This window comes from Bradyrhizobium sp. 147, from assembly GCF_023073935.1.
Classification (GTDB): Bacteria; Pseudomonadota; Alphaproteobacteria; order Rhizobiales; family Xanthobacteraceae; genus Bradyrhizobium.
Window position 1 is genome coordinate 187,470 of record NZ_JADPKL010000140.1, and the last position, 22,076, is coordinate 209,545.

General features: G+C 62.4%; 20 protein-coding genes and 1 pseudogene. 15 read left to right on the top strand and 6 right to left on the bottom strand.

The annotated features are described in order from the left end of the window. The first annotated feature begins 1 nt into the window (after position 1). The 13 genes from IVA87_RS33210 (at position 2) to IVA87_RS33270 (ending at position 14,360) form a co-directional block, all read left to right on the top strand. Complete coding sequence (locus tag IVA87_RS33210) at positions 2 to 811, top strand: sugar phosphate nucleotidyltransferase (RefSeq protein ID WP_247302264.1); 810 nt, start codon at positions 2 to 4, stop codon at positions 809 to 811. Next, entirely contained in the window at positions 808 to 1,575 is a 768-nt protein-coding gene (locus IVA87_RS33215) for a TIGR04290 family methyltransferase (RefSeq protein WP_247302273.1), read from the top strand. Before IVA87_RS33210 ends, IVA87_RS33215 begins: the two co-directional genes overlap by 4 nt. Further along, on the top strand, positions 1,572 to 2,525 hold the full coding sequence (locus IVA87_RS33220; protein WP_247302275.1) for a beta-xylosidase: 954 nt from the start codon (positions 1,572 to 1,574) through the stop codon (positions 2,523 to 2,525). Before IVA87_RS33215 ends, IVA87_RS33220 begins: the two co-directional genes overlap by 4 nt. Further along, a complete protein-coding gene (locus tag IVA87_RS33225) occupies positions 2,513 to 3,718 on the top strand; it encodes a phosphopentomutase (RefSeq protein ID WP_247302277.1) in 1,206 nt (401 codons plus the stop codon). Before IVA87_RS33220 ends, IVA87_RS33225 begins: the two co-directional genes overlap by 13 nt. A gap of 214 nt (positions 3,719 to 3,932) precedes the next feature. Then, positions 3,933 to 5,045 carry an NAD-dependent epimerase/dehydratase family protein gene (locus tag IVA87_RS33230; RefSeq protein WP_247302279.1) on the top strand — a complete coding sequence of 371 codons (1,113 nt, stop codon included), beginning with the start codon at positions 3,933 to 3,935 and terminating at the stop codon, positions 5,043 to 5,045. Then, on the top strand, positions 5,045 to 6,109 hold the full coding sequence (locus IVA87_RS33235; protein WP_247302281.1) for an NAD-dependent epimerase/dehydratase family protein: 1,065 nt from the start codon (positions 5,045 to 5,047) through the stop codon (positions 6,107 to 6,109). The genes IVA87_RS33230 and IVA87_RS33235 overlap by 1 nt, the downstream gene beginning before the upstream one ends. Then, complete coding sequence (locus IVA87_RS33240) at positions 6,106 to 7,392, top strand: TIGR04295 family B12-binding domain-containing radical SAM protein (protein WP_247337304.1); 1,287 nt, start codon at positions 6,106 to 6,108, stop codon at positions 7,390 to 7,392. The genes IVA87_RS33235 and IVA87_RS33240 overlap by 4 nt, the downstream gene beginning before the upstream one ends. Before the next feature lie 26 nt (positions 7,393 to 7,418). After that, complete coding sequence (locus tag IVA87_RS33245) at positions 7,419 to 8,501, top strand: glycosyltransferase family 4 protein (protein WP_247302285.1); 1,083 nt, start codon at positions 7,419 to 7,421, stop codon at positions 8,499 to 8,501. After that, entirely contained in the window at positions 8,498 to 9,628 is a 1,131-nt protein-coding gene (locus IVA87_RS33250; protein ID WP_247337306.1) for a glycosyltransferase, read from the top strand. The genes IVA87_RS33245 and IVA87_RS33250 overlap by 4 nt, the downstream gene beginning before the upstream one ends. Continuing rightward, entirely contained in the window at positions 9,625 to 10,713 is a 1,089-nt protein-coding gene (locus tag IVA87_RS33255) for a glycosyltransferase (RefSeq protein WP_247337308.1), read from the top strand. Before IVA87_RS33250 ends, IVA87_RS33255 begins: the two co-directional genes overlap by 4 nt. Then, positions 10,710 to 11,834 carry a glycosyltransferase gene (locus IVA87_RS33260; RefSeq protein WP_247337310.1) on the top strand — a complete coding sequence of 375 codons (1,125 nt, stop codon included), beginning with the start codon at positions 10,710 to 10,712 and terminating at the stop codon, positions 11,832 to 11,834. The genes IVA87_RS33255 and IVA87_RS33260 overlap by 4 nt, the downstream gene beginning before the upstream one ends. An 11-nt stretch (positions 11,835 to 11,845) precedes the next feature. Further along, the gene (locus tag IVA87_RS33265) at positions 11,846 to 12,901 is read left to right on the top strand and encodes a UDP-glucuronic acid decarboxylase family protein (protein ID WP_247337312.1); all 1,056 of its coding nucleotides are present in this window, start codon (positions 11,846 to 11,848) and stop codon (positions 12,899 to 12,901) included. Positions 12,902 to 13,568: 667 nt separating this feature from the next. Next, positions 13,569 to 14,360 (top strand): Crp/Fnr family transcriptional regulator, encoded by a 792-nt coding sequence (locus IVA87_RS33270; protein WP_247337313.1) that lies wholly within the window; start codon positions 13,569 to 13,571, stop codon positions 14,358 to 14,360. 488 nt (positions 14,361 to 14,848) lie between these two features. Here IVA87_RS33270 and IVA87_RS33275 read toward each other — a convergent pair. Beyond that, positions 14,849 to 15,115, bottom strand: a pseudogene (locus IVA87_RS33275) (hypothetical protein); the annotation flags it as partial. Between the two features lie 257 nt (positions 15,116 to 15,372). Here IVA87_RS33275 and IVA87_RS33280 point away from each other — a divergent pair. Further along, positions 15,373 to 15,624 carry a hypothetical protein gene (locus tag IVA87_RS33280; protein WP_247280407.1) on the top strand — a complete coding sequence of 84 codons (252 nt, stop codon included), beginning with the start codon at positions 15,373 to 15,375 and terminating at the stop codon, positions 15,622 to 15,624. Between the two features lie 35 nt (positions 15,625 to 15,659). Here IVA87_RS33280 and IVA87_RS33285 read toward each other — a convergent pair whose 3' ends face one another. Continuing rightward, positions 15,660 to 16,352, bottom strand: a complete 693-nt coding sequence (locus tag IVA87_RS33285; RefSeq protein ID WP_247280406.1) for a response regulator transcription factor — start codon at positions 16,350 to 16,352, stop codon at positions 15,660 to 15,662. 951 nt (positions 16,353 to 17,303) lie between these two features. On the opposite strand from IVA87_RS33285, the gene IVA87_RS33290 reads away from it, so the two are divergent. After that, positions 17,304 to 17,648 carry an H-NS histone family protein gene (locus tag IVA87_RS33290; protein ID WP_247280405.1) on the top strand — a complete coding sequence of 115 codons (345 nt, stop codon included), beginning with the start codon at positions 17,304 to 17,306 and terminating at the stop codon, positions 17,646 to 17,648. A gap of 201 nt (positions 17,649 to 17,849) precedes the next feature. Here the strand turns inward: IVA87_RS33290 and IVA87_RS33295 are convergent, their stop codons facing one another. The 4 genes from IVA87_RS33295 to istA all read right to left on the bottom strand — a co-directional run. Beyond that, positions 17,850 to 18,185, bottom strand: coding sequence for a hypothetical protein (locus IVA87_RS33295; protein WP_247337316.1), 336 nt, complete (start codon positions 18,183 to 18,185; stop codon positions 17,850 to 17,852). 851 nt (positions 18,186 to 19,036) lie between these two features. Continuing rightward, entirely contained in the window at positions 19,037 to 19,699 is a 663-nt protein-coding gene (locus tag IVA87_RS33300; RefSeq protein WP_346275310.1) for a transglutaminase-like cysteine peptidase, read from the bottom strand. Between the two features lie 770 nt (positions 19,700 to 20,469). Next, on the bottom strand, positions 20,470 to 21,267 hold the full coding sequence (gene istB, locus IVA87_RS33305) for an IS21-like element helper ATPase IstB (RefSeq protein WP_247302307.1): 798 nt from the start codon (positions 21,265 to 21,267) through the stop codon (positions 20,470 to 20,472). Continuing rightward, positions 21,267 to 22,076 (bottom strand): IS21 family transposase (gene istA, locus IVA87_RS33310; RefSeq protein ID WP_247337320.1); only part of this gene is annotated, 810 nt, incomplete at its 5' end. The genes istB and istA, both read right to left, overlap by 1 nt.

The window sequence follows — 22,076 nt, forward strand, 5'->3', positions numbered from 1 at the left end:
CATGTGGGGCATCGTTCCGGCCGCGGGCCGCGGCAGCCGCATCCAACCGCTGGCGTTCTCCAAGGAGCTGCTGCCCGTCGGCAGCCGGCGCGACGACGGCACGGAGCGCCCCTGCGCGGTCTCCGAATATCTCCTGGAGCGCCTCATCCTTGGCGGCGCGGACAAGATCTGCTTCGTCATTTCGCCGGGCAAATCCGACATTCTGGAATATTTCGGCGATCACTACGGCAGCGCTCAGCTCGCCTATGTGGTCCAGCCCGACGCATCCGGCCTGTGCGACGCCGTCTTCCGGGCCGGCACCGTGGTCGGCCATGACGAGCACGTCGTCGTCGGCCTGCCCGATACCGTGTGGTTTCCAAAGGCCGCCTTGCAGGCTCTGCCCGATGCCGACCTCTCCTTCCTGCTCTTCCCGGTCGAGCGCCCGGAATTCTTCGACGCCGTTGTGGTCGAGGGAGACAACGTGCGGGAGATCCAGGTCAAGCAGCCGACCCCAACCTCGCGGTGGATCTGGGGCGCTTTCAGGATGTCGGCCACCGGCTTCCGCGAATTGCATGCGCTCTGGAACGCGCGAGATCGGCGAGACGAATATTTTGGGACTTTGGTGAATGCGTACCTCCAGGCAGGTGGCGTCGGCATCGGGGTCAAGGCCGGGGAGTCCTATGTCGATGTCGGAACCGTCGACGGCTATCGCAAGGCTATGGCTCTTCTCGCGGACAGCGCCGGCGCTGACGGCCGGTCGAGGTCGCGGGTCGGCACCTCGTCGGATGGAGCTCGACCGATCCCCGCGATGGACAACGGAGCGACTGCATGACGAGAGCGCTACTTACGCGCGAGGAAATTCGCAGGCGCGTCGATGCGCTCGGGCCGTGGTTTCACAATCTCGACCTGAATGGCGTGCCGACCGCCCCCGCCCACTTCCTCGGCGACTATCCCAACGTGAAATGGCGGCGCTTTTCCGGAATCATTCCGGACCGCCTCGAAGGCAAGACCGTGCTCGATATCGGCTGCAACGCCGGCTTTTACGCCATGGAGATGAAGCAGCGGGGTGCCGAGCGCGTGCTTGGACTAGATACCGACGAGGAGTATCTGGCGCAGGCGCGCTTCGCCGCCGAAGTGAAAGGCCTCAGGATCGAATTCCGCAAGATGTCGGCCTATGATGTCGGGCACCTCCGCGAGAAGTTCGATCTGGTGATCTTCATGGGCGTGCTCTACCACCTGCGCCATCCGCTTCTGGCGCTGGATCTCATCCACGAGCACGTCGCCAAGGACCTCCTCCTGTTCCAATCGATGCAGCGCGGCGACAGTCACGTCGACGCGATCGAGAAGAACTACGATTTCTGGACCACCGATCAGTTCGATTCCGCCGGCTATCCCAAACTGCACTTCATCGAGCACAAATACGCCGACGACCCCACCAATTGGTGGGTCCCGAACCGGGCCTGCGTCGAGGCCATGCTGCGCAGCGCGGGCTTTGCCATCACTGCGCATCCCGAAGAGGAGGTCTATCTCTGCGAGCGAACGGAGCGCCCCCAGTCCGATGGACCCGTTTATCCTTGCCGGAGCACAAGCCCATGATCGAGGCTGCCAAGATCTGGAACGAGCCGAACAACAAGTCGCATTGGAATCTCCTGATCGATCCGGATTGGGCGATGTTCGCGAACTTGGCCATTGCTGCCGGCAAATCGATCCGCAGTGCGCGGCCCGCATTGCCAATCGTGCTCGGCGGCATCTCGCCGATTGATCCGTCCTTCATGCGCAACATGCAGAGCCGCAGCGTGCTCGACAATTTCGATGCAGTCGCCGTGCATGGCTTTCCGCTCGACTGGAACCTGTGGCAGATCGGCGAGTGGCCGGCCAAGATCGAGGAGATCAAGTCGGTCACCGCCCTGCCCGTCTGGGTGACGGAGGTCGGCGTCTCCTCGTTCGGCGCCGAAGAGGTGCAAGCCTGGGGCCTGTCGCGCACAGCCGAACTCCTGATCGGCCGTGCCCCGCGCATCCATTGGTACAGCCTCTACGACCTTCCCTCCGCCTGGGAAGCAACGACACGGCACAAGGAAGCCGAAGGCTCCTCCTATTACAGGCATTTCCACATGGGCCTGCTGCGCGAGGACGGCACGCCAAAGGCGGCGGCCGATCAGTTTGGCATGTATGCGCCTGCAATGGGTCTGTGCCAGTGGTTCCACTTCGAGGATCATCGCCTCAACGACGCCGTGCACTGGATGCGCCGTCTCGGCGTGACCCATCTCAGGACAGGTCTTTCGTGGGCCGACAGCTTCCGGCCTAATGCGCTCGCATGGTTCGACCGCCAGATGGAGGCGCTGGCGGAATTTCAGGTCACGGTGACGTTCTGCTTCACGCCCGAGCATCGGGGCATCGAGCCGCATCACACCAGCCCGCCACTCGACGTCAATGAGTTTGCGGATTTCTGCGCATTGATGGTCGATCGCTACTGCACGAAGACCGGTGCTGCATCCTCCGCAACGTCCGCCGATCCCCCTATCAGAGAACCGACATGCGTGCCCTGATCCTGGTGATGGACTCCGTCGGCATCGGCGGCGCGCCGGATGCCGCTCGCTATGGCGACGATGGCGCCGACACTGTCGGCCACATCGCCGAAGCCTGCATGGCCGGTCGCGCCGACAGCGCCGCCCGCGAGGGTCCGCTCCGGCTTCCCAATCTCGTCGCGCTCGGCCTCGGCCAGGCCTGCCGCCTCGCCGCGGGGCGCGTGCCGCCGGGGCTGGACGGTCGGGTCGAGCACCGGAAATTTGGGTGCGCAAGCGAGATCTCGAAAGGCAAGGACACCCCGTCAGGCCATTGGGAGATCTCCGGAGTGCCCGTACCGTTCGAATGGGGCTATTTCCCCCGAACGGTGCCCTGCTTCCCCGCGGATCTGACTAAGGCCTTCTGCGAGCAAGCCGGATTGCCCGGCATTCTCGGGGATTGTCACGCCTCCGGCACGGAGATCATCGCCGAGTTCGGCGAGCGCCACATGCGAACGGGAATGCCGATCTGCTACACCTCAGCCGACAGCGTGTTCCAGATCGCAGCGCATGAGGAGACCTTCGGGCTCGAACGTCTGTATGAGATTTGCGCGATCGCAAGGCGGCTGATCGATCCCCTCAACATCGGCCGCGTCATTGCCCGGCCATTCGTCGGCACAAGTGCGAGCGACTTCAAGCGCACCGTACACCGGCGCGACTATTCGGTGCCGCCGCCCGGGCGAACCATCTTAGATCTCGCTGAAAGCGCCGGCCGTGACATCGTGACGATCGGCAAGATCGACGACATCTTCGCTCATCGAGCAACGGGGCGAAACATGCGCGGCGACGGCAATGACGGGTTGTTCGACGCCTCGCTCAAGGGGCTGGCCGGCCTTGCGGATGGAGGAATGCTGTTCGCCAACTTCATCGATTTCGACACCCTCTACGGCCATCGCCGCGACGTCGCGGGCTATGCCGCGGCACTCGAATTCTTCGATGACCGTCTTCCCGAGCTACTGTCGCGTCTGCGGAGCGACGATCTTCTGATCATCACCGCCGACCATGGCTGCGATCCGACCTGGAGCGGCACCGACCACACCCGCGAACAGGTGCCTATCCTGGCCTGGACGACGCAATCATCTGCTCCGATCGGCCGGCGTGCCGGCTTTTCCGATATCGGCGCGACCGCGGCAAGGCACCTGGACCTGCCGGAACCGCTGCACGGCGTGCACTTCTAGCCGCCGGCAGAGCTGCGGATTCACCTAGGTTATTGATCCAGGTTAGAGAAATATTCGTTTGTACAATTTCGAGGAACGAACATTCCTTGCATCGCTTCTGACTCCAAACGTGACTGGCGTGCAGGTCGTCCGACCAGACAGTAAGGCGCGCTTCAGCTCCCATCATCGGTCGATTTCCCAGAGGGATCGATCTTACGGCGGCACGGAGTGGTGCATGACGCGGGTATTAATCACTGGAGGCGCGGGATTCATCGGCTCGCATGCAACCGACATGCTGCTCGCTGCCGGTTATGAGGTCCGGCTGCTCGACAATCTTTCGCCGCAGGTCCACGGCGGCAATCGCCAGCGCCCGTCCTATCTCGCCGATGAGGCCGAGCTCGTCGTTGGCGACGTCACCGACAGCGTTGCGGTCGAACATGCCTTGCGCGGGGCCGACATGGTCCTGCATCTCGCTTCCGCCGTCGGCGTCGGCCAGAGCATGTACGACATCGAGCCTTTTGTGCGGACCAACGAGCTCGGCACAGCGGTGCTGCTCCAGGCGGTGTCGAGGCGCCCGGTCGAACGGCTGGTGGTCGCCTCCTCCATGAGCATCTACGGCGAAGGCCTCTATCGCAGGCCCGATCAAAGCGTCGTCGCCTGCGACGAACGGCCGATCGAGCAGCTGCGCAGAGGGGAATGGGAGTTGCGCGACAGCGCGGGTCACCCACTCGTCCCCGTGGCGACGCCGGAGAACAAGCTGCCGTCACTGAGCTCGGTCTACGCATTGAACAAGTTTGCGCAGGAGCGCATGTGCCTGATTACAGGCAAGGCTTACGGCATCCCGACCCTGGCGCTGCGCTTCTTCAACGTGTTCGGTCCCCGCCAGGCTCTGTCAAATCCCTATACCGGCGTACTCGCGATTTTCGCCGCGCGGCTCCTCAACGGTCGGCCGCCGCTTGTTTTCGAGGACGGCGAGCAACGACGCGACTTTGTTCACGTGCACGACGTCGCCCGCGCCTGTCGCATCGCCCTGGAAGTGGAGCAGACGCAGGACGTCTTCAACGTGGGCTCGGGCCAAAGCCGGACCATTCTGTCCGTCGCCGAGGACCTCGCCGAGGTCATGGGCCGGAGCGACATCGCGCCCGAGATCACGCGGAAATACCGCGCCGGCGACATCAGGCACTGCTTCGCAGATATCGGCAAATCGCGCGACCTTCTCGGCTTCGAGCCGCATGTGGCTTTCAGGGACGGCCTGGAGGAGCTCGCGGAATATCTCGCAGACCAGATCGCCGACGACCAGGCCGAGCGGGCGACCCAGGAGCTGCTGCAACGAGGATTGGTTGCGTGATGAATGAGCGAGACAACAGGCCGGTTCTGATCACAGGCGGCTGCGGCTTCATCGGTTGCAATCTTGCCGACCGGCTGGCGGAGCGCGGCGAGCGCGTACTGGTGCTGGACAATCTGGCCCGCGCCGGCGTGCGCGAGAACGCGCAATGGCTGAAATCCAGGCATCGCGACCTCATCACCATCGCGGTGGCCGACATTCGTGAGCCGATCCCGGTGATCGATGCCGTACGTGAGGCCCGCGCGGTGCTGCATTTGGCGGCTCAGGTCGCCGTCACGGGCAGCGTGAGCGATCCCGCCGCCGATTTCGAGATCAACGCGCGCGGGACCCTGAACGTGCTTGAAGCGGTTCGGCTGCACAACAGCACCGCTCCGGTCGTGTTCGCCTCCACCAACAAGGTCTATGGCCGCCTGATCGAGGACAGCGAGATCGCACTCACCGGCCGCCGTTATACGCCCACCAGCGACTTGCTGGCCGAAGGCATCTCCGAGAACGCTGCGCTCGATTTCTACAGCCCCTATGGCTGTTCCAAAGGGACGGCGGATCAGTACGTCCACGATTATGCGCGGGTTTACGGGCTACAGACCGTGGTGCTGCGCATGAGCTGCATCTATGGGCCGCGCCAGTTCGGCACCGAGGACCAGGGCTGGATCGCACATTTCCTGCTGAGCGCGATCCGCGGCAAACCACTGACGATCTACGGCGACGGTTATCAGGTCCGCGACGCGCTGCATGTGTCGGATGCAGCTTCTGCCTGGCTCGCGGTACTCGACCGGATCTCGCTGGCGCGTGGACGCGTGTTCAATCTCGGCGGCGGACCAGCCAATGCGATCAGCCTCCGGGAATTGATCGACCACATTGCCGAACTGACGGGCCATCAGGTCACATACCGCTTTGCCGATTGGCGTCCGGGCGATCAGCCTTGGTACGTCACCGACACCCGGGCGCTGTCTACCGCCCTCGGATGGGCACCGCAGGTCTCGGTCGCCGACGGCCTTCGCTCGCTTCACGCCTGGCTGGACAGCCGCTTCGGAACAACTCGGGGCAACCGCGAGGCTCTCGCATGACACGCGTCGCCCTGATCAATCCGAAATGGGATTTTGGCGGCAGCATCTATTTCGGCTGCCGGTCCCCCCACCTTCCGCTCGAGCTCGGCATCGCCGAGCATTATTTGAAAGCGGCCGGGCACCGGACGCTGCTGCGCGATGCGCACATGTTCGATCTGACATTGCGGGACGTCGAGGCTGAGCTGCGCGCCTTCAAGCCTGACCTGATTGTCATCACGACGGCACCGACCTACCTGTTCTGGCGCTGCGCACCGCCGGAGCTGCGGGTTCCGCAGGAGCTTGCACTGGCGGTACGGGATCTTGCACCGGTCTTGGTCGCCGTCGGCCCGCACGGCTCGACCACGCCGCGAGCGGCCCTGAGGAAGCTCGCGGTCGATATCATCGTCATGGGTGAATGCGAAGCATCTTTGCTGCGGCTGGCCAACGGGGAGCGGGACTTCCCCGGCCTGTGCTTGGCGGACGGCGCCTCGGTCCGGGTCAATGGCGGCCCGCAGGCGGTCGACTTCAAGGATCAGCCAGCGCTCGACTGGCCGGACGAGATGATCCGGCGGCATCGTCACCACCATCATCGCTTCGAGGCCGAACCGATGGGCCCCGGCGCGGAGGTCGAGGCGTCGCGCGGATGCCCCTATAATTGCACGTTCTGCGCCAAGGAGAATTTCCGCAACGCCTACCGCAAACGGCCGCCCTCGATCATTCTCGACGAAATTGATCGACTGCGCGGCCAAGGCGTCGAATATGTCTACTTCATCGACGAAATCTTCCTTCCGAATCCAGAACTTCTGGAAGGGCTGAGTACGCGCGGCCTCAAATTCGGTGTCCAGACCCGCATTGATCTCTGGAAGCCGGACATGCTCGCTTTGCTGGGTCGCGCTGGCTGCGTCTCGATCGAGGCTGGCATCGAAAGTCTCACCGTCGAGGGCCGCGCGGCACTCGCCAAGAACTGCAAGATGACCACCGACCAGCTCGCTGACCGCCTGGTCGAAGCCCGACGCTACGTCCCCTTCGTGCAGGCCAATCTGATCGAGGTCCCCGAGGACGACGATCCCGTAGTGCAGCGCTGGCGCCGCAAGATGCAGGATGCCGGCATCTGGGCGAACGACCCGGTCCCGCTCTATCCCTACCCCGGCTCGCCGGACTACCGAAAGCTGTGGGGCGAGGCTGACGATTTCGCCTGGGAGCGCGCGCATCGGCACTATCTCGGGATGTTCGACCAGTTCAGTGACGTGCAGAACGATCGGCCGGTCCCGCTCGACGCCCTCGAACATCCGGTTGCGCCATGAGCCGCGGTTCGGACATCGGAATCCTGATGACGACCGACACTGTCGGTGGCGTGTGGACCTATTCCTGCGCTCTCGCCTCGAGCCTTGCCGCCGCGGGCGCCCACGTGACGCTGGCGACGATGGGTCCATCCGCGCGCGCCGACCAGCGCGAGATGCTGCACGGCTCGGAGGTCCGCCTCATCGAAACCGACCTCGCTTTGGAATGGCAGGACCCGGAAGGGCGTGACCTCCTCAATGCCAGGCGTGTCCTTCTAGGGCTCGAAGCACGGTTCAGGCCGGACATCGTCCACCTCAACAGTTTCCGCGAGGCAACCCTGTCGTGGCGTGCGCCAACCGTTCTCGTGGCGCACTCCTGCGTCAACTCATGGGCGCTGGCCTGTCGGGATACGGCCTGGCTCGGCGAGCCCCGTTGGGCGCGTTATACGGAACGGGTGGCGGCGGCGCTCAACAGCACGCAGGCTTGGGTCTGCCCGAGCCGGTCGTTCCACGATGAGATCGTGGAGATCTATCGGCCACGGTCTCCCGGCACCGTGATCTGGAACGGGATTGTTGCTGGAGACCTCTCAACTCGAAAGCAGGAGCTGATCTTCGGGGCCGGCCGGCTGTGGGATCACGCCAAGAACATCGGAGTGTTGGCTGCGGCTGCACCGGATCTGGATTGGCCGGTTCAGGTCGCAGGACCCGCTGAAGCAGATCCGTCCGTGGGCGTCACTTGGCTTGGGCAATTGCCGCACAGCGCCTTGCGCGGACATCTCCAGTGCGCGGCGATCTTTGCAAGCCCAGCACTTTATGAGCCGTTCGGCCTCTCCGTTTTGGAGGCAGCCGCCGCCGGCTGCGCCCTCGTGCTGTCGGACATCCCGACGTTCCGGGAATTGTGGGGCGGAGCCGCGCTGTTTTTCGATCCCTGCGATAGTCAGGCGTTGCACCGAGCTCTCGCAGAACTTTGTGCGGACGATCTCGGAAGAGAACGGCTGCAACGCGCCGCCTACGAGCGTTCCCTGACCTATTCGCTGTCGCGCACGACCGGCGCTTATCTGAAGCTCTACAAAGGGCTGCTCGCTGCCAACCGCACGACACCTCAAGCCGGCCAGATCGAGGTGCGGGCATGAAATGCGTCCTGTTCTACCACGCATTCACCTCCTGCTGGAACAATGGCAACGCTCATTTCCTGCGCGGCTACGCCCGCGAGCTGCATGCGCTTGGTCACGAGGTCGTCGTTTTCGAGCCGATCGACGGCTGGAGTCGGTTGAATGCCATCCGCGAGAGCGGCAGCGAGGTCCTGCAAGACATCGGACAGCTCTTCCCAGGTATTTCCATTCGTCGCTATGATGCCTCGCTCGATTTCGACGAAGCGCTCGATGGCGCCGATCTCGTCGTCGTGCATGAATGGAACTCGCCCGATGTGATCGAGCAGATCGGGCACAGGCGCGCGCACGGCGCTCCCTTCACATTGTTGTTCCACGATACCCATCATCGTGCGATTACGGCGCCGGACGAACTTGCACAGTTTGACCTCGACGCATTCGACGGCGTGCTCGCCTTCGGCGAGGTGCTTCGCCAGATCTACGTGAAGCTCGGCTGGGCCGACCGGGCCTATACCTGGCACGAAGCCGCCGACGTCGCCTTGTACCACCCGCTGCCGAATGTCGAACCTACCGACGATCTGGTCTGGATCGGCAATTGGGGCGACGGCGAACGCAGCACTGAGCTCAACGAATTCCTGGTCGAGCCTGTTGCCGAACTGAATTTGCGCGCGAGCGTCTATGGCGTGCGTTACTCGGATGCCGCCCTCCAGACCATCCGGGCCACAGGTATCCGCCACGGCGGCTGGCTGCCTGCGCATTGGGCTCCGGTGGCATTCGCCGGCGCGCGCGCGACCATTCACGTCCCGCGCGGGCCCTATGTACGGTCGCTTCCGGGCATCCCTACCATCCGTGTGTTCGAGGCCCTCGCCTGCGGCATTCCTCTGCTCTCGGCGCCCTGGTCCGATGCGGAAAGCCTGTTTCCGGACGGCGCTTATCTCCAGGTGGCCAACGGCGCGGAGATGAAGCGCGCGCTCCGCGCCGTTCTCGACGATCGGGAGCTGTCTTCGGAGATGGTGGAGACCGGCCTTCGGACAATTCAGGAGCGCCATACCTGCTGTCATCGCGCACAACAGCTTGTGGGCATCGTGGAGGCCATTCGTGCCTCCGATAGCTCGTCACAGCCGCTGCATTACATCGGAGCCTCCGCATGAAGATCTGCTTCTTCGGATCCAGCCTTGTCTCGTCCTACTGGAACGGCGCCGCCACCTATTATCGCGGCATGCTCAAGCAGATTGCGGCGCTCGGACACGACGTCACCTTCTTCGAGCCTGACGCCTTCGAGCGGCAGGCCCACCGCGACATCGACGACCCCGACTGGGCCAGGATCGTCGTCTACCCCGCGACCGCCGACGGCTGGCGCGGCTCGCTCGATGCGGCCGCGCGATCGGCCGACATGCTGATCAAGGCCAGTGGCGTCGGCGTCTTCGATCAGGAGCTGGAGACCGCCGTTGCTGCCTTACCCTCCCGAACCATGCGCATTTACTGGGATGTCGATGCTCCCGCCACGCTCGAAGCGATGACAAACGATCCGGAGCATCATCTGCGCCGTGCAATTCCATCCTACGATATGGTCTTGACCTACGGGGGCGGCGATGGCGTCGTATCGGCCTACCGCGCTATTGGTGCGCGAGACTGCGTTCCGATCTACAACGCCCTCGACCCCGAAACGCATTTTCCATCGCCGCCCAAGCCGGACTTCACCTGCGATCTCAGCCTGCTGGCAAATCGCCTGCCTGATCGCGAGCAGCGCGTCGAGCACTTCTTCCTCGACATCGCGCGCCAGTTGCCGGACAAGACGTTCGTTCTCGGCGGCTCCGGCTGGGAGACCAAGGATACGTCCCGCAACCTCCGAAAGGTCGGGCATGTCGGCACCGGCGAGCACAACGCATTCTTCGGCTCCGGTCTTGCCACGCTCAATGTCAATCGCGACAGCATGGCGCGCTACGGATTCTCGCCGCCGACGCGGATATTCGAGGCGATCGGCGCAGGCGCCTGCTTGATCACCGATCAATGGGTCGGCATCGACCATTTCCTCGAGCCGGATCGCGAAGTGCTGGTAGCCGCGAATGGAGCCGAGATTGCCGGCCATCTCGGCGCCCTCAGCCCTGATCGGGCCGCCGCGATCGCCAGCCGTGCCCGCGCGCACATTCTCAGCCAACACACCTACCGGCACCGCGCCCGCCAATTCAACGATCTCTTCGTCGGAAGCAGCTCGCACATCGAGGCAGCAGAATGAACCTTAGCATCGTCGTCGTCGGTCTTTCGGTCACGTCATCATGGGGCAATGGTCACGCCACGACCTATCGCGCCCTGATCGAGGCCCTCGCGCGACGAGGCCACCATGTCACCTTCCTGGAGCGCGACGTCGCCTGGTATCGCGAGCATCGCGACCTCACCAAGCCGTCGTCGTGGACTGTCGAGCTCTATCAGTCGCTGAAGGATATCCCTCGCCGCTTCGGAAAGCTGATCCGGGACGCCGACCTCGTCATCATCGGCTCCTATGTGCCCGACGGTATCGCCATCTCCGAATGGATCATGAGCCAGGCGCGAGGGATCACCGCCTTCTATGACATCGACACGCCGGTGACGCTGGCGAGAATCGACAGGGGCCTCGACTATCTCTCCGCTGCGATGATCCCGCGTTTTGACCTCTATCTATCATTCGCCGGTGGCCCGGTGCCCGACATGATCGAGGCGCGTTACGGCAGCCCGATGGCACGGGTTCTCTATTGCAGCGCCGACGCGGACGCCTACGTGCCGCAACAGGCCCAGACGAAATGGGCGCTTGGCTATCTCGGGACTTATAGCGAGGACCGGCAGCCCGTCCTTGAACAATTGCTGTTGTCCCCGGCGCGGATGCTGCCGTCCGAACAATTCGCCGTCGCGGGCGCGCAATATCCTGAACATATCGCCTGGCCCGACAATGTCATGCGGATCGAGCACCTCGCGCCAAAGCAGCACCCGATGTTTTACGCGGAGCAGCGGTTCGCCCTGAATGCGACCCGCGCCGACATGCGCGCGTTGGGCTTCTCGCCGAGCGTTCGGCTGTTCGAAGCTGCCGCCTGCGGCACGCCCGTGATTTCCGACCGATGGCCGGGGATCGAGACCATCTTCGAGCCGTCGCGGGAAATCTTGCTGGCCTCAACGGCGCGCGACGTCATCGAGATCCTGCGCGACATGCCCGAGGAACGTCGACGCACTATCGCCGAGAGCGCGCGCCGCCGCGTTCTGACCGATCACACCTCCGACCATCGAGCCCGCCAGTTGGAGGTCTACTGCGCCGAAGCAACCGCGCGCCGCCGCCGTAAATCGGCGCGGCTACCGGCTGGCCGACCGGTTCAAGTCGCCGAACTCTGAGGGAGCTTGCCATGACACTCCAGACCCGAATTCCCACGCTCCGTCGCTCGCCGACAGTGCTCATCGCCGGCGGCGCCGGCTTCATCGGCTCTCATCTCTGCGATTCGCTTCTGCAACGCGGCAACAGGGTGATCTGCCTCGACAACCTGTTCACGGGCACAATCGACAATATCAGGCCGCTGCTGAACCATCCGAACTTTCGCTTCATCGAGCATGATGTGCGCGAGGAGATCGAGATCGACGACGAGATCGACCGGGTCTACAGTCTCGCCTGCCCCGCCTCACCCCGGCATTACCAGAAGGATCCGGTCGGCACGATGAAGACATGCGTGCTCGGCACCATCAATTTGCTCGAGCTCGCCCGCCGCAAGGGCGCCCGCGTCCTGCAGGCCTCGACGAGCGAAGTATACGGCGATCCGGAGGTGCATCCACAGCCGGAATGCTATCTTGGCAACGTCAACCCGATCGGGCCGCGGGCCTGCTACGACGAGGGCAAACGCGCCGCCGAGACGCTGATGTTCGACTACCACCGCACGCACGGAACCGAGATTAAGGTCGCGCGCATCTTCAACACCTATGGCCCGCGCATGCTGGAGAACGATGGCCGTGTCGTCTCCAATTTCATCGTGCAGGCGCTGCGCGGCGAGCCGATCACGATCTATGGCGGCGGCACGCAGACAAGGAGTTTCTGCTTCGTCGACGATCTGGTGCGGGGCCTTCAGCTGCTGATGGAAAGCCCGGCCTCGGTAACCGGCCCCTGCAACCTCGGCAATCCGCACGAGGTCACGATCGAGGCCATAGCCCGGGAGGTCCTGACGTACACGGAGTCGGCCTCCCCACTCCGCTTCGTGGCGCTGCCGAAGGACGATCCGAAGCGTCGCAAGCCGGTCATCGACACCGCCGCGCAACTTCTGGGATGGCGTCCGCGCGTAGCGCTGAAGGACGGTCTTCAGGCGACGATCGCCTATTTCGCGTTGCGCGTCGCGGATGAGTCACCGACGCTGGTGCCGGCTCTTGCACGGCGAAAGAGAGGTCCGACGCGCGGCATGCTCAAGATTGCGGATTAAGATCAACGCGCTTCTCGTTGGATCGGATCCCAGTTGAGAAGCGGACATCCGCTCAGCCGATCAAAGTCAATTATCCACGCGGCTCAGCCGAGCTGGGAGGCGAAGCCATGGAATGGTGGGCGCACCAGGGCTCGAATCTGGGACCCGCTGATTAAGAGATAGCAACCGGTTGAAGACCATCAATGACTTGCCGATCGCGTCCCGGGGATCGTCTGGCAGAATATGGGCATCGCCGCGCATTCATGGCCGTCTTTCCACCAGTGTTGGTCCGATCGGTCAGAAAACTTTCCTGAAGCAGTTCGATACTGTCACTGAGTGATTCAGAGCGCGTTTGCAGGCGTCTTGCGCTTCTCTAATCGTGGTCGAAGAGCTCGTTCGGAGAGCGTTCCCTGGCGAGGACACTCTTCTGCCCTCGCGCAGCCTGCTCGCGACAAAGTTTGATGCGATCGGTTGTGATGTCCGCGGCGGCCTTGCCGAGCGCCAGCTGAAGCCAGAGGCATAGGATCTCCGCTACAGCGTGCGGCTGTGGGTCCTGCGCATGCTCACCATCCATCATAGGAACCATATCTGTGGCGGCCGGTTGGCTTGCCGTTGAGCTGTCACTCTGCAGAGCAGCTCGACAAACCGGCATGAGTCCTAGGCCGAGCATCCGTCGGGGACCAATCCCATGATGGACCACGCGACCAGAGTTGGTAATCGGTTGTTAGCAGCGTTGCCGCCAGCAGATTTTGCTTTGCTTGCGCCTCATTTGCGGAAAGTCGAGATCGAGCGCGATTCCGTGCTGGCCCGATCGGGCGACCGGGTCGAACATCTCCTCTTCCCCCTGAGCGGCGCGATCGCCGCTATCATGGCGCTGCCGAACGGCCAGACAGTTGCCACAGCGATCATCGGCCACGAGGGGGCTGTGGGCCTGACGTCAGCGCTCGGCGCATCCAATTCGCCCGCGACGGCAGTCGTTCGCATACCAGGGTTCGCGCTGCAGATCTCGGCGGTGCAATTTCTGGCAGCGCAACATCGCAGCCCTCCAATCACATCCATGGTGCAGGTCTTCACGAGATCGTTGTTGACGCAGCTTCAGCACGTGGCCGCCTGCAATGCACTGCATTCCGTCGAAGCCCGCCTGGCGCGCTGGCTGCTTCACATTCACGACCGGGCGAATGGAGGCGATCTCCTCCCGCTGACCCAGGAAACATTATCGGAATTGCTGGGCGTCCGCCGCACCACCGTCACACATGTCGTAAGCACAATGCGCGCCTCAAGAGCTCTGAAATCCAATCGGCGCGGCCAGCTCGAGATTGATCGGCCGCGGCTCGAAGCCGTGGCATGCGAGTGCTACAAGGTCATGAGCCGCAAAATCGATCGGATAGTTTCGCAGGGCGCGGTCGGACTCGTTCATGGGGCGCCAGCGCGGCGGGCCTCCCATTCGCCCGGTAGCCGAGTAGCCGGGACAGGCTCGTAGAGCCGGTTCACTTTCGCGAACCAGTCGCGTGTAGCTTCGCAATTCGGCAAAAGTGCGCGGGTCTGTCGTTACAAACGCCCACTCCTGCGCGGAAGCGAGCTCAGAAAATTGGCAGCTTAGGGGCCGCGCCCTCGACCGAAGCCGACCATAGATTGCTCAGGTGCGCTTTCGGCCACACTTTCCAGCATGCCGGAGCAAAGGCCCGGGCATTGCTGGCCGTACGGCGACCCATAGCGCTCATGCATGGGCTAAGAAGACTCCTACCGGCTGGATTCGATTGCGCTCGAGATCCGAGCATCAGCCCTGGGGCAATCGGCCTTGCGCTTTTCCTTGTTCTCTTCGTCGGCGCAATCGACCCCGCCATCCGCGCTTGGAGTTCCAGAGCTACCGCCGGTCGCGAACGGCCCTTTGCCATCGGCTCCGCCACCACCGGACCCGCCGCTACCGCCGCCACCGCCGGTTGTCCCTCCGGCACGAGATGATCGAGCAGGGCCACCGCCAGCTGCTCCACCGCCCCCAGATGACCCTCCGCTCGAGTTCCCCGGCGCCGCCGCGGACGACCGATCGTTGTCGAAGAACGACTGGCCCCTGTCGTTCTGCCTCTCCGCGTGCAGGCCGCCTGACCTTGCAATGGCTTTTGAGGTCAGGGAAGTGGACAGAAGCAGGGTCATGACGGGGGGCGTCACGGCTGCAAATCTTCCGCAGGTTTTCAAAAACGCCCGCCGGTCGTCATCTTCATTACCATCCCGGGTCACGACGCGCTCTCCTCGATTTAAAATTTTAAATACCTTATTATATATTAAATACGCTTTCAACCAGGGAATGTTCCTTGCCCGGCGGGAGTTACTGAACGTGCGTCGCTCCGACAGAACGGCTCCAAATTCCGTGTTTTCCTCTCGGCGCGCCCGCGCATTGCGGCTTGCTGCGCGAATTGAGTTGCGCCTCAGCATTTAATATAGTTAATTTGTGTTTAACTGGCCGAGCGCGAGTTCGGCTGCAATGGATCATTGCGATGCCACTGCAATTCCACCGGTCCGTCCGGGACATGGAGATCTGGAGCGCGAGCAGCCACGGCTTCTCGTTCGTGATCAGTTTTGAAAGCCCTGGAGGTTCGGGCTTTCACGGACGCTCCGGCTACTTGGCGAGTTGGCGTCCGCTCCACAAGAACCAAGCCGCAATCAAGATTGGCGGCTCGCCCTTTGGAACATTAGCCGAGGCCGAAGGGGCTTGCCGCAATATGATTGAGCATCTGGCGCCACCATAGCGCGCCCCCGCGCACGAGCACGGCAGACGTCCTCGTCACTTCACGCTGGCCGGATCCTGACGCAACAGATCCGGGGGATCCGGCTCACGTGGCGCTGTATGCAGCTCGTTTCGCGAAATCGCCAATGCCGCGAGAACTGTACGATTGCTGACATCCAGCTTCTGGAAGATGTGATGAAGGTGGACTTTGATCGTACCGTCGGCAATATTCAAGCGACGCCCAATCTCCTTATTCGATAGCCCCTCCGACACGAGCCGCATGATCTGGCGCTCACGGCCCGTCAGTTGTGTCAGCGGCCTCTTCTCACCAGCACGGGGCTCCTGGTTGCCGTTCCCGGTGCTCGACAAGCCTGCTGCTACGCCTTGGGCAGCCTTCCGCAGGGTTGCGACCAGCATCTCCGGATTCGCGTCCTTCGGGAGGATGATGCAGGCGCCGTCCAAGGCCAGCCTCTGTAGCTCACTGTCGCCCGCGATACCCGCGAAGAAGATTATCGGGACACCTGGGCCTACCGTGTTTGCAAGAGCGAGGATCTGCTGTCGGCTGACATCGGGCAGTGCAGCATCGACAAGCGTGATGTCCGGCACAAGAAATCGGATTGCCTCAAGACAGCTTGCACCATCGCTGCACGACGCAACGATCGTAAAATCACGCTGCGTCGCAAGAACGCTCCTGATTCCCTGTAAGACGATCGGGTGTCGATCCGCGATGACAACTCTGATGCGGCGCATGCTTCCCTTGCCTGTTGCTAACAACCCCCGTGCAGCCGTTTAATCCGGCATCTCCTTTGAGATGCGCGAGGCATGACCCATCAGCTCGGCCATAAAGTCGCACGGCTTAGGTTTGAGACAGCACGAAGCAGCAACGCTCGATGGCCGCGCTAGCGTAACTCGCTCAGAGAATGCGTGCAGCACCGTAAGAATGCGGTGCTCCACGGAAAGTTAAAAACCGCGAATTCCTCGACGAAAGCGCCATTCTTTCCACAACGATTGGTAGATTCGATCTACAAGTTCTCTCGAAGAGTGTCATCGGCGCACCCGATCGGTTGCGTTGTCATTATGGTCAACATCCATCGAACTTCGCTAGGGCCGGTTATTACGAACGATATATAGGGTCATTCACGATTCAAATCTAACATTCGACGAAGTTTCACTGAAGCGAGGCCATTCGAAAAGCCTCGCTTTCCGGAGGGAGGGCAAAAAAGTATTACTATTCATCAAAGCGAGGATTGGCAATCAAAGACAAAATATGGCTGCGTTTGATCGCAGCCCGTGTAGCACCGATGAAAACCCGGTCCCCAAATTGGAGCTGATTTCGTCAATTCAGCAACTTCAATGAGCGGTCGCGCGGTCATCGTTGGCATGAGTAGGTGGTCACATGTATTCTTCCGCTATTTTGCGTCAAACACATCAGGCCCTAATCGTTCAATTCACCGAATTGCAGAACCTACGTAGTCGCGTGTTGAAGGCCGAGCAGCGATTGCTTGCGCCCAGGCGACGAGCCCACGGGCGGAGGGCGCCAGGGAAGCGACCGCTCGGTCGGAGGCACGGTCCCAATCGGTAGCACCAGGTACCGCGTTGCACACAGGCGCCGCCGCGCGCCCGGATCGCGCTTGCCCGACCCCGGCTTGACCTGATAATCCCCCTCCTGTTTCGGTTCGGAAGTAGTTGGGGACAGCTTCCATGGAGAAGGACGACTGGGCAAACATGACCACAGCCGAGCTGTGGCGGCTTTACGATGAGGTCACGACCGTCCTCAGTCGCAGGATGACTGCGGAAAAAGCCAAGCTCGAACAGCGGCTTCGTAAGATTGAGGGGACCGCCGGTCCGACTCAGACCCAGGAACGTTCGCGCCGCCCCTACCCGCCGGTGCTGCCGAAATACCGGAACCCGAAGAATCCGTCCGAAACTTGGTCTGGTCGCGGTAAGCAGCCCCGATGGCTGAAAGCGCAGCTTCGAGCCGGCAAGAAGCTAAACGATCTCCTGATCGATCGCTCGTCCGCGCAAAGGCGCCGCCGGACCGGCTGAGGCGCGCCGCCGCGCTATCGTCGCGCGCCGACGACCCCGCGCGGTTTCACGGCGGTTTGTGTGGCGACGCTCGCGTTGAAGCCGATCTAGCCCGCGCTGAGGGTCGGAGAACAAGTAGCGATGGTGTTTTGCGGATCCTCCGTACAACGTCTCGATCAAATAGACAGTCGGTCGCGGCAACATCAAACACCGCGAATTCCTTCAAGCGCCCGGCGAGATGACAATCGCCGAATTGCATCCTTCCTGGACCAAACGATGCGGCCAGCGCCCAGGCGGCGATATTTTCATTATCGATGATCCGCAAAAGCCGGACGCCATCAACCTGTGGTTCTCCAACACGCTCAGGTCGCGGTTAGACGACAGGGCGTCATCACCGTCGTCATGCAACGCGTTCACCTCAACGATCTCAGCGGCTACCTGCTCGAGACCGGCAAGGCTGGGACGTTGTTGGATCTGGCGGCGATCGCCGAGGAAGACGAGGAAATTGAGATCGGCCGCGGCAAGGTTCACCGTCGGCGGGCCGGAGAGACCCTTCATCCCACCACCTTAAACTTCTCGGCCATGCGCGGCGGTTTGAAGAAGCCCGGAACGTAGGGCCCCTACGCAGCTTAGGACGCGCAGCTCGGCCGTACCGGCGCGGGTCTCCTGGTTTCGGCCGCCTGCGACTGAAGAACTCGCTTCAGGAGGCGGCGCCCCGCAGCCGCCAATCAGATCAAAGTCAAAAAAGCTGCCGCTCAGACTCATGGCCAACCGAGAATAGTCCTCCTCTTGAACCTTGGCAGGCCGGTGCGAAAAGCGTCCACCCGGTTTGAGCGCTGAGGCTGGACTCGCCTTCGCCCAGAATCGCGCAAGCACAGCAAGGCCGATCGCTCTTCCTTCGCGCTCAGGCCTTCCTGGTCTGCAAACAGCTTCCGTCCGACGCTAGCCGCGTCAAGTTCGCCCGCAAGGTCAGCGACGAATTCACCGTACGCATCGTCAAGATGAAGACCTGCACCGCAATGGTAACAAGACGCCTTGGTGGGCGGACCTCCAGATCTCACCGCGACCGGTCGCGAACGAGCTATGGGCTGGAAGCCGGAACGACGCCAGCGGGCAGGTCGACAGACGCGATCAAGCTCGCTGTTCGGAGCTTGGAACAAGAGCAACGTTGAGATGAATTTCCCCTTCAATATGACCCAAGTCCTCCCGGCAAACGCCATACCGGGAGACTTCGAGGAGCTTGCCGCCCCCGCTCCTCCTGCCCGAAGCCTCGACCGAGCTCACACTCAAACCGGCGCTCGATGGGACTGGCCGATCGAACGGCGGTTCGTAGTGGTCACTCGGCCGTGTGCCTGATCGGGCTCCTGGTCGGTCCCGACGAAAGGCTCCGCGCCTTTCGCGACAGGTTACTAGTCGTGGAAAGGAAATGGTGATTGCGTTGTGCTGGCTCGGCCGAATCTATACCTTTTGCGGTCGATCGTCGACCACAGCTGATTGCTGCTCGGCATTTGTACGCGAACCCAACGATAGGGGACCCGCGACCACAGCTTGATCTCTGAAGCAAGATTGTCGAGCACGAGATCGCCGCTCCGGGTGCGCACGAGCAGCACCAAATGATGCTCTCCAGAACTGACGATGACCTCGCTCAGGAGCAAGGCCCGCGCCGGCCAGCCACGCTGAAGGAGTTCGTGACGTTTGCTTACAGCGTAATCATTGCAGTCCCCGCGATCGGGATTGATGCTCCACGCCTCGCCGTCTAAGCCGAGATTGTTGGGCGCAGGCACAATGGACAAGTTGACCAGACCATTGACCTCTAAGAGATCCGCCCACCGTTCCTCCGTCAGCCGGACTGGACCGCCGCGGAAGCCCCGCCGCGAGCGGCACTCGCCCTCGTAGCGCAGGCAGAACATCGTGTACGTCAGAGGCGGAAGTGTGGGCCGTCCAAGTTCGATGCGCCCTAGTGCCGCTTGAGGAGGCGTAGGTATCGCCAGGCGTCCTGCCCCCGCCCATGGAGTACCTCCGGCCATCATGGCGATCGCTATAACCAAGACGGAGCCGGAGACTCGATACATCTGCCGATCCCTACTGAGGTTCGGATCCAGTCGCAGCCAGGCTATGGGCAGAACTGCGCGATTAATTCGCCAATTTAAATATATTTAATTTATATATAATTAGCAACGAAAATAATAACGCGATTATCGCGCCTCGGACTAAAACGCTCGGCCTGCCAGTGGACAAGCAGATTCAAATGCGCGTCGGTTGCTTCTCTCCGGGAGCGCTGCTGCTCTTACGCGGTTATGCCATCTGTCACCGACGCTTGTGTTCGCGTCGCGAGCGTCGCACTGTTATCGGGCGGACGGCGCCGAAGGAGCGCTGGCCCCAACTTCGTCCCCCCTCATAGGTCAGACGACAATCGTAGCGGTGACTTCGCCCGCCAAGCGAATGGCTGCAATGAGCAGATATGTTTTTTACAACAGGGAAGCGCCGCGCACTCGGTCCGCGGTTGTGCGCCGAATTTTGTGCGCAGGGCGGGGACGCGAGTCGAAATCGCAGCACCATCGCTTCTCGCAGGACACCGCCTGGCAGAAGCCTGCGATGGAGCCTTGGAATCGGGGTTCGATCCGGACGCTCGGATTGGACGTTCAGGACCGGCGATGTCGAGTGTTGGTCGCGTTGTTTGTCAAGGCAGCCGATTTGACCCCCACTGACCGATCTGTCAAGCGACGTCCGGATTTGACCCCGCAGCGACATGAGGAAGTGACCCCCTTGTTGTTTGCAGGACTGTAGCAAGCCGCTCGCGAAGCGCGCCCGTCATAGCGCTGTAGCGAGCGAGCGGCTTGCTTCACGACTTCTTCTCCGATTTGGCTTCTGGTGCAGCGGGCTTCTGCAGCAGTCCGCTGCGGCGCTTCTCCTTCAAGCGATAGCTGTCGCCGCGGATCGTGATGACGTGACTGTGGTGCAGCAGACGATCAAGGATCGCGGTGGCAACCACGGGGTCGCTGAAGACCGAGCCCCACTCGCCGACACTGCGGTTGCTGGTCAGCAGGATCGCGCCTCTCTCATAGCGACGGCTAACGAGCTGAAAGAAGAGATGCGCGGCATTGGGTTCAAAGGGCAGATACCCAAGCTCGTCGATGATCAAGAGCTTTGGCTTGGCAAATTGCGCGAGTCGCTCCTCGAGCCGCCCTTCGCCGTGACCTTTAGCAAGCTGCGCAACGACAGTCGTGGCTGCGACGAACTGAACGGAATGCCCAGCCAGGATCGCTTCGCGACCAAGAGCGACCGCAAGATGCGTCTTGCCAACGCCAGGTGGCCCAAGCAGCAACACGTTCTCGCCATTGGCAATCCAGCGGGCGCTCGCAAGCTCGCGTATCTGCTTGGGATCCAGCGAGGGCTGGGCCGAGAAGTCGAAGCCCGACAAATCGCGAACGAACGGGAAGCGAGCAAGTTTGAGCGTCATCTCGACGCGCCGCTCATCCTTGCGGGCGATCTCGCGCTCGCACAGCAGCACCAGGGTCTCGCGTAGGCTCAGCTCTTGCCGGCCGGCCTCATCCAACAGCCCATCCAGCTGGTCGCGGACAGCCGTCAGCTTTAGGCGCGTCAGCATATCACTAAGGCGGTCGGGGACAATGGCTCGCATCAGAAGCCCCCTCCCACAATCGCTTCGTACTCGCCGAGCGGCCGCAGCAGCGTCGGCGACGGCGGCGCGACAGGCGATAACGCGAGATCGCCAGCACGACTCGGTTTAAAGCCAGTCAGGCCCTCAAAGTGTTTAGGGTCGACGACGCGACGGCGACGGCCGACACAGATCGGATGAGCGGCCACCTCATGGATCCCGTGATGGATGCACACCACGCCATCGGCGATCGTCGCTCTCACCGTCTCGCCGATCAGCCGCCATGGCACAGAGTAGGCGTTGCCATCGATCTCGACCGCGCAGTCGGCCTGCACGCGACGGATCAGTTCACGTGCGGCCTGGAAGGGCGGCCTGCCGGCGATGGGCTTCAACGCATGCGCCTCAGCGCGCCTGAAGCGCTCAATCGGTACTTCGCCCGTCGTGCCATGCTGGCGTAGGTCGGCGATCTCCCGCGTCCAAGCCTCAAGGTGCGCCTCAAAGGCCTCCCAGCTCGGGAAGGTGCGGCCGGCGACCGCATTCCGCTTGACGTAGCCGACGCCATTCTCGGTCTTGCCCTTGGTGCGGGCTCGATATGGCGCGCAGGCCCGTGGCCGGAAGCCCCAGTGCTTGGCAAACGCGGTCAGCTTGTCATTAAACACGACGGTGCGCGTCGCGGCATCGTGTTCCACGACCAGCGCACGCGCATTGTCGAACAGCACCTCGTCGGGCACGCCGCCAAACTTCACGAAGGAGCTTTCCAAGCCATCGAACCAGCTCTCTTGCCGTTCGTTGCGGAATGCCCTGACATGGTGCCGGCGCGAGTAGCCCAACGT